Origin of the sequence: Streptomyces sp. NPDC048659 (genome assembly GCF_040650575.1) — a bacterium.
Lineage (GTDB): Bacteria > Actinomycetota > Actinomycetes > Streptomycetales > Streptomycetaceae > Streptomyces.
This window is the reverse complement of sequence record NZ_JBEZHM010000124.1, coordinates 1-6,136: the sequence shown is the minus strand read 5'-3', so window position 1 is coordinate 6,136 and position 6,136 is coordinate 1. Positions and strand designations below refer to the sequence as shown.

6 protein-coding genes and 1 pseudogene are annotated in these 6,136 nt (G+C 73.1%); 2 read left to right on the top strand and 5 right to left on the bottom strand.

The window, feature by feature from the left end; translation table 11 throughout:
• Window positions 1-89: 89 nt before the first annotated feature.
• Window positions 90-920, bottom strand: coding sequence for a dimethylargininase (ddaH, locus tag AB0C99_RS39335; protein WP_362485275.1), 831 nt, complete (start codon window positions 918-920; stop codon window positions 90-92).
• Window positions 921-1,079: 159 nt separating this feature from the next.
• Between ddaH and AB0C99_RS39330 the strand changes: the two genes are divergently transcribed.
• Both AB0C99_RS39330 and AB0C99_RS39325 read left to right on the top strand, forming a co-directional pair.
• Window positions 1,080-1,739: a TetR/AcrR family transcriptional regulator gene (locus AB0C99_RS39330; RefSeq protein WP_362485273.1), complete on the top strand. Its 660-nt coding sequence runs from the start codon at window positions 1,080-1,082 to the stop codon at window positions 1,737-1,739.
• Window positions 1,740-1,848: 109 nt separating this feature from the next.
• Entirely contained in the window at window positions 1,849-2,628 is a 780-nt protein-coding gene (locus tag AB0C99_RS39325; RefSeq protein ID WP_362485271.1) for a bifunctional DNA primase/polymerase, read from the top strand.
• 76 nt (window positions 2,629-2,704) lie between these two features.
• On the opposite strand, the gene AB0C99_RS39320 is transcribed toward AB0C99_RS39325, so the two are convergent.
• The 4 genes and pseudogenes from AB0C99_RS39320 to AB0C99_RS39305 all read right to left on the bottom strand — a co-directional run.
• Complete coding sequence (locus tag AB0C99_RS39320; RefSeq protein WP_362485270.1) at window positions 2,705-3,715, bottom strand: hypothetical protein; 1,011 nt, start codon at window positions 3,713-3,715, stop codon at window positions 2,705-2,707.
• The gene (gene efeU, locus AB0C99_RS39315; protein ID WP_362485268.1) at window positions 3,687-4,559 is read right to left on the bottom strand and encodes an iron uptake transporter permease EfeU; all 873 of its coding nucleotides are present in this window, start codon (window positions 4,557-4,559) and stop codon (window positions 3,687-3,689) included. The genes AB0C99_RS39320 and efeU overlap by 29 nt, the downstream gene beginning before the upstream one ends.
• 85 nt (window positions 4,560-4,644) lie before the next feature.
• Window positions 4,645-5,946: an iron uptake transporter deferrochelatase/peroxidase subunit gene (gene efeB, locus AB0C99_RS39310; protein ID WP_362485266.1), complete on the bottom strand. Its 1,302-nt coding sequence runs from the start codon at window positions 5,944-5,946 to the stop codon at window positions 4,645-4,647.
• Between the two features lie 16 nt (window positions 5,947-5,962).
• A pseudogene (locus AB0C99_RS39305) lies at window positions 5,963-6,136 on the bottom strand (peptidase M75); the annotation flags it as partial.

The following is a 6,136-nucleotide window of genomic DNA, read 5'->3' as shown; positions in this document are numbered from 1 at the left end:
CCGAACGAACTCCCACTCGGCATCCGACAGTTCATGACGACGTATCACGACACCATGATCCACCAATGGTGATCATTTGAAGACACCGCCTAGGGGCGCAGCTCCTGGGTGCAGCACTTCACGCTGCCGCCGCCCTTGAGCAGCTCGCCCAGGTCCATGCCGAGGGGCTCGAAGCCGCGCTCCCGCAGCGGGTCGAAGAGGCCCACGGCGGCCTGCGGGAGCAGGACGTGCCGGCCGTCGCTCACCGCGTTCAGGCCGAGCGCGGCGGCGTCCTCGGCGCTCGCGATCAGGGCGTCGGGGAAGAGCCGCTCCAGGACCGAGCGGCTGCCGGGGGAGAAGGCGCCGGGGTGGTACATGATCTCGTCGCCGGTGTCGTCCAGCACGCACAGCGCCGTGTCCAGGTGGTAGTAGCGCGGGTCCACCAGCTCCAGGCCGATCACCGGGCGCCCGAAGAACTCCTGGGCCTCGTCGTGGGAGAGCGGGCTGGAGCGGAAGCCCCGGCCGGCCAGGATCCAGGAGGCGGTGACGGCGAAGTCGCCCTCGCCCTCGTTCACGTGCTCCGGGACGCGCACGTCCGCGTCCGCGTAACCGTTCCTGCGGAACCAGTCGAGGTGCGCGGCGGCCTCGTCGGAGCGCTCCGGGTAGGCGAACTTCGCCCCCAGGACGCGCCCGTCCACCACGGTGGCGCCGTTCGCGGCGAAGACCATGTCCGGCAGGCCCGGACGCGGGTCGAGCAGTTCCACGGTGTGGCCGAGCGCGCGGTAGCGGTCGCGCAGGTCCTCCCACTGCGCGAGGGCCAGCGGCAGGTCGACCGGCTTGGTGGGGTCCATCCAGGGGTTGATGGAGTACGTCACCTTGAAGTGCGCGGGTGGGCACATCAGATAACGGCGGGGCGAAGCCTCGCGCGATGTGGGGCGCAAAGAGGGCTCCTCTACGGTCGCTGAGCGTTGAGCCCATGGTCCGCTTTCCGGGGGCCGCGCGCTGTGGACCGTTCGGGTGGTTCGGGCGCCGTCCCGCGTCGGTCCGCCGCCGCCCCGGGCAAGCGAGACGGCGCGTCTCGCTGCTGCTAGGTTTGCGCCATGACGGACACCAAGGCACCCGACTCCTCCCGCCGCAGCGAACGCTCCCGCCGCGCCATCTACGCCGCCGCCCTCGCCCTCGTATCCGAGGTGGGGTACGCGAAGACCACCGTCGAGGGGATCGCCTCCCGCGCGGGCGTCGGAAAGCAGACCATCTACCGCTGGTGGCCGGAGAACTCCAAGCCCGCCGTCCTCATGGACGCCTTCCTCGACCTCGCCGAGCGGGTGGGAGGTGCGGCCGGCGCCGAGGGCGGCGGCGGGGCCGGGGGCGAGGGCGGCGGGGCGGGGAGTGAGATCCCCGACACCGGTGACCTCGCCGCCGACCTCCGGCGGGTCCTGCGCGCCACCGTCGACGAGCTCAACGACCCCGTCTTCGAGGGCCCCACCCGCGCCCTCGCCGCCGAGGGCATCGTCGACCCCGAGCTCGGCGCCCGGTTCACCGCCAAGCTCCTCGAACCCTCGCTCCAGCTGTACGTACGCCGCATCGAGGCCGCCCAGGCCGCCGGCGACATCGATCCGGACGTCGACCCCCGGATCGCCCTCGAACTCCTCGTCGGCCCCCTCCACCACCGCTGGCTGCACCGCACCCTGCCGCTCACCCACACCTACGCCGACACCCTCGTCGACTACGCCCTGCGCGGCCTCGGCGCCCGTCGGTGAGAACCGGCCCACCCCCCGGTTCCCGACTCCGGTCACCCGAGGCGCAGGATGGTGGGACGATGGAGAGCCCGTGGGACCGAACGGGCGAGCATGAGGTGTGAGGGGATAGATGGGCGACGGCATCGGCCGCTACCGCGGCACGGAGAGCAAACTCGCACAGTGGCTGCGCAGGCGCCCCAAGCGGACCGCGGCCGACGTCGAGAACGACCGCGAGAACGCGCTCCTGGCCGTCGCCGCCGCCGGGATGCCGCTGGCCCCCGCCGCGTACCCCGTCGGCTACCGCTGTTCCTGTGAGCGGATCGGCTGTCCCACCCCCGCCCGGCACCCCGTCTCCTTCGCCTGGCAGACCCAGTCGACCACCGACCGGGCCCAGATCGAGCGCTGGGCGCGCAACCAGCCCGAGGCGAACTTCGTCACCGCCACCGGCATGGTCCACGACGTCCTGGACGTCCCCTACGCCGCCGGCCGGGCCGCCCTGGACCGGCTGCTCGCCGAGGGGGTCGACGTCGGCCCGGTGGCCGTCTCCGACGCCGCCGAGGACCGCGCCGACGGCGGGCGCATGTTCTTCTTCACCGCCACCCGCGGCACCCCCGAGGACGAGGACGAGTGGTGGCCCTGCGAGCTGGACTGCCATCCCGAGACCATGGACGAGCACCCGGGGCTGCGCTGGCACTGCCGCGGCAGCTACGTCCTCGTGCCGCCGTCCCGGCTCCCCGGTGACGAGGGCAGCCAGCCCGCCCTGTCCTGGGTCCGCGGCCCCGAGCACCCGCTGCCGGACCCGCTGAACCTCCTGGAGTCCCTCACCGACGCCTGCGCCCGGCACGCCGCCGCGCAGGCCGAGCAGGGGGAGAGCGCCGAGCACGAGATCGCCTGGCCGATCGGACGCTGACCGGGGCTTGGAGTGGGCCTGATCGGACCGGAGCCTTGAGCGGTCCCGAGCGGCGCCCGGAGCGGCGGTGGCGCCGTTACGAGCCCTCCGCCGCCGTCACGCCCTGGAGCCGGCCCACGACCGCGACCGCGTCGCGCTCCGTGCCCGCCGGCTTCACCAGCGCCGTCTGGCTCGACACCCACCGCTTGGTGACCGTGTTCCGCACCTCGCCGGTCAGCAGCGCCTTCACGTCCTTGCCGACCTTCGGCCGGTAGCCCTTCGCCGCCGTCTCGCGCTCGAAGTAGCGGGTGGCGAAGAAGACCAGCGCCCCGCCGTCCGCCGTGACCAGCCCCAGCGGCGCGAAGTCCCCGCCGCTCTCCGCCCGGTCCACGTACTGCGTCACCAGCCCCGGCCGCCGGGCCTCCTTCTCCCGCGCCGCCCGCCACTCGGTGGTGTGCGGGCCCGGCGCGAACGGCCCGGCCGCCCCGCTCCTCAGGAACTCCACGTACCGCTCGCCCAGTTCCCCGGGCGGGACCGCCGGGCCCCCGGGACCGGCGCCGGCCGGCACCGCGTACCCCGCCTCGGTCCTGAACGCGGGGATGTCGCCGGGGCTCAGGATCGACAGATAGGCGACCTCCCAGAGCTGCCGGTCGCCGCCGCGCACGAAGACCAGGAGCCAGCGGTTGTCGCCGGGCCCCTGGTCGGTGTCCCGGTTGGAGTCGGTGTCCGCGACGAAGAAGCGCGGCCAGCCGGCCTTCCGGGGAATGTGGAACTTCGCGTCCGTCAGCTCCAGCGGCCGGTGGTCCGGGTTGCCGCCGGGCGAGGACTTCTGGCGGGAGCGGAGGCCCGCCTGGTTGATCTCCCCCATCGGACCGGTGACCCGGCCCGCGTCGAGGGCCGGGTCGTACGCCTTGTCGGCCTTGTTGTACGCGTCGGTGAAGTCCTTCAGGGCCCGCGCGGCCTCGGCCTCCGTGACGGCGGGGACGAGCTCCCGCTCGCCGTGCACGGTCACGCAGCCGCTCGCGGTCAGCGCCAGGACGGACGCCGTCGCCGCCGCGAGGAGCGCGTCAGCCGGGCGCCTACGCGCCGGTCGCCCCAGCCTTCTCATCGCTCTCGGCCGCCTTCTGCTCCGCCACCCGCTTGGACGGACCCGACCCTACCGGGGCCAGGAACACCGCGAGCGTCGGGATCAGATATGCGGCCCACACCGTGACCTGAAGGACCGTCGGGTCGGGCTGGAAGTTGAACACGCCCTTGAGCAGCGTGCCGTACCAGCTGTCCGGCGGGATCGTCGCCGAGATGTCGAACGCCTTGTCCGCCAGGCCGCCGAGGAACGCCGCCTCCTGGAGGTCGTGCACGCCGTACGCCAGCACACCGGCGGCGACCACGACCAGCATCCCGCCGGTCCAGGTGAAGAACTTCGCCAGGTTGATCTTCAGCGCGCCCCGGTAGAACAGCCAGCCCAGGAACACGGCCGTCAGCAGGCCCAGGATCACGCCGACCAGCGGCGCGTGGGTGCCGTCCGAGGAGGCCCGCACCGACGCCCATACGAACAGCGCCGTCTCCAGGCCCTCCCGGCCCACCGCCAGGAACGCGGTGGCCACCAGCGCGCCCGTGCCCATCTGGAGCGCCGCGTCCAGCTTCCCGTGCAGCTCCGTCTTCAGGTGCCGCGCGGTGCGCCGCATCCAGAAGACCATCCAGGTCACCAGCACCACCGCGAGGATCGACAGCGAGCCGCCGAGCAGCTCCTGCGCCTCGAAGGTCAGCTCCTGCGAGCCGAAGGTCAGCCCCGCGCCGAAGGCCAGCGCGACGGCGACGGCCACGCCGATGCCGATCCAGATCGGCCGCAGGGCGTCCCGGCGGCCGGTCTTCACCAGGTAGGCGATGAGGATGCAGACGACCAGACTGGCCTCAAGACCCTCGCGCAGGCCGATCAGATAGTTGCCGAACACGGCGGTCCCTCCTTGGACGTCTTGGACTACGGGGCTACGGATCTACGGGCTACGGGAATAAGGGATTACGGGGGCGGCGGGCCGCTCAGGCGAACAGCGCCCGGCCCCACCAGTCGTCCTTGTCGCGGACACCCGGCGGGATCGCGAACAGCGCCGAACCCACGTGCTGGATGTACTCGTTGAGCGCGTCGGCGCGGGCCAGCGAGGTCTGCACCGGGATGAAGCCGGTCCGCACGTCCTTCTGGTACGCGAGGAAGAACAGGCCCGCGTCCAGCCTGCCCAGCCCGTCCGTGCCGTCCGTGAAGGAGTAGCCGCGGCGCAGGATCGTCGCGCCCGCGTTGGAGTCGGGGTGCGCCAGGCGCACGTGCGAGTCCGGCTTCATCGCCTTCAGGAACGGCTCGTCGTGCTCCTTGGGCTTCCCGGCGGGCGCGCCTTCCTTCTTGTCGCGGCCGAAGACGTCCTCCTGCTCGGCGAGCGAGGTGCGGTCCCAGGTCTCGACGTTCATCCGGATCCGGCGGGCGACCAGGTAGGAGCCGCCCTCCAGCCAGGCGGCCGGGCCCTCGGCGCCCTTGCCCGACACCCACACGTGCCGGGCGAGGCGGTCGGTCTCGGTGCCCGCGATGTTGCGGGTGCCGTCCTTGAAGCCGAAGAGGTTGCGCGGGGTCTGGGCGTCCGGGGTCGTCGAGGACGTCTTGCCGAAGCCGAGCTGCGACCAGCGCACCGCGACCTTGCCGAAGCCGATGCGGGCGAGGTTGCGGATGGCGTGCACGGCGACCTGCGGGTCGTCCGCGCACGCCTGGACGCACAGGTCGCCGCCGCTGCGGGCCGGGTCCAGGTTGTCGCCGGGGAACTTGGGCAGGTCGACCAGGGCCGCGGGGCGCCTGCCGGCCAGCCCGAAGCGCCCGTCGAAGAGCGAGGGGCCGAAGCCGATGGTGAGGGTGAGCCGGGAGGGCTTGAGGCCCAGCGCCTCGCCGGTGTCGTCCGGCGGGGCCTCCGGCAGGCCGCCGTAGGCGCCCTCGCCGACCTCGTGGCCGGCCGTCATGCGCTCGGCGGCCCGGGTCCAGTCCTTGAGGAGCTCGATCAGCTCGGCGCGGTCCGACGTCTTCACGTCGAAGGACGCGAAGTGCAGCCGGTCCTGGACGGCGGTGGCGATGCCGGCCTGGTTCGGGCCGTGGAAGGGGACGGCCCCGCCGCTGTCCGCGACGGTCTCGGTGGCCCCGCCGCCGCCCCGGGTCAGGGCGACGGTGGTGCCGGCCGCGACGGCGCCGAGCGCGAGCCCGGCCCCGCCCCAGCCGATGACGCTGCGGCGGGAGGGGGCGGCGCCCCGCTCCTCGGAGCCGGAGCCGGAGCCGGCGCCCGTGGCGTCCTTCGCGTTCTCGTCGGTCATCGGTGGATCCCCCTGCCTACTTCACGACGGCGGCGGCGAGCTTGGAGAGCGGCTCGGCGAGCGCGTTGACGCCGTCCGAGAGCTCCTTGCGCTGTTCCTTGCCGACCTTCTCGTACGAGGTGAAGACGTAGCTCGTCTTGTCCGCGCGGTACTTGTCGAGGAGCGTGTTGAGGGCGGCGAACTGCTTGTC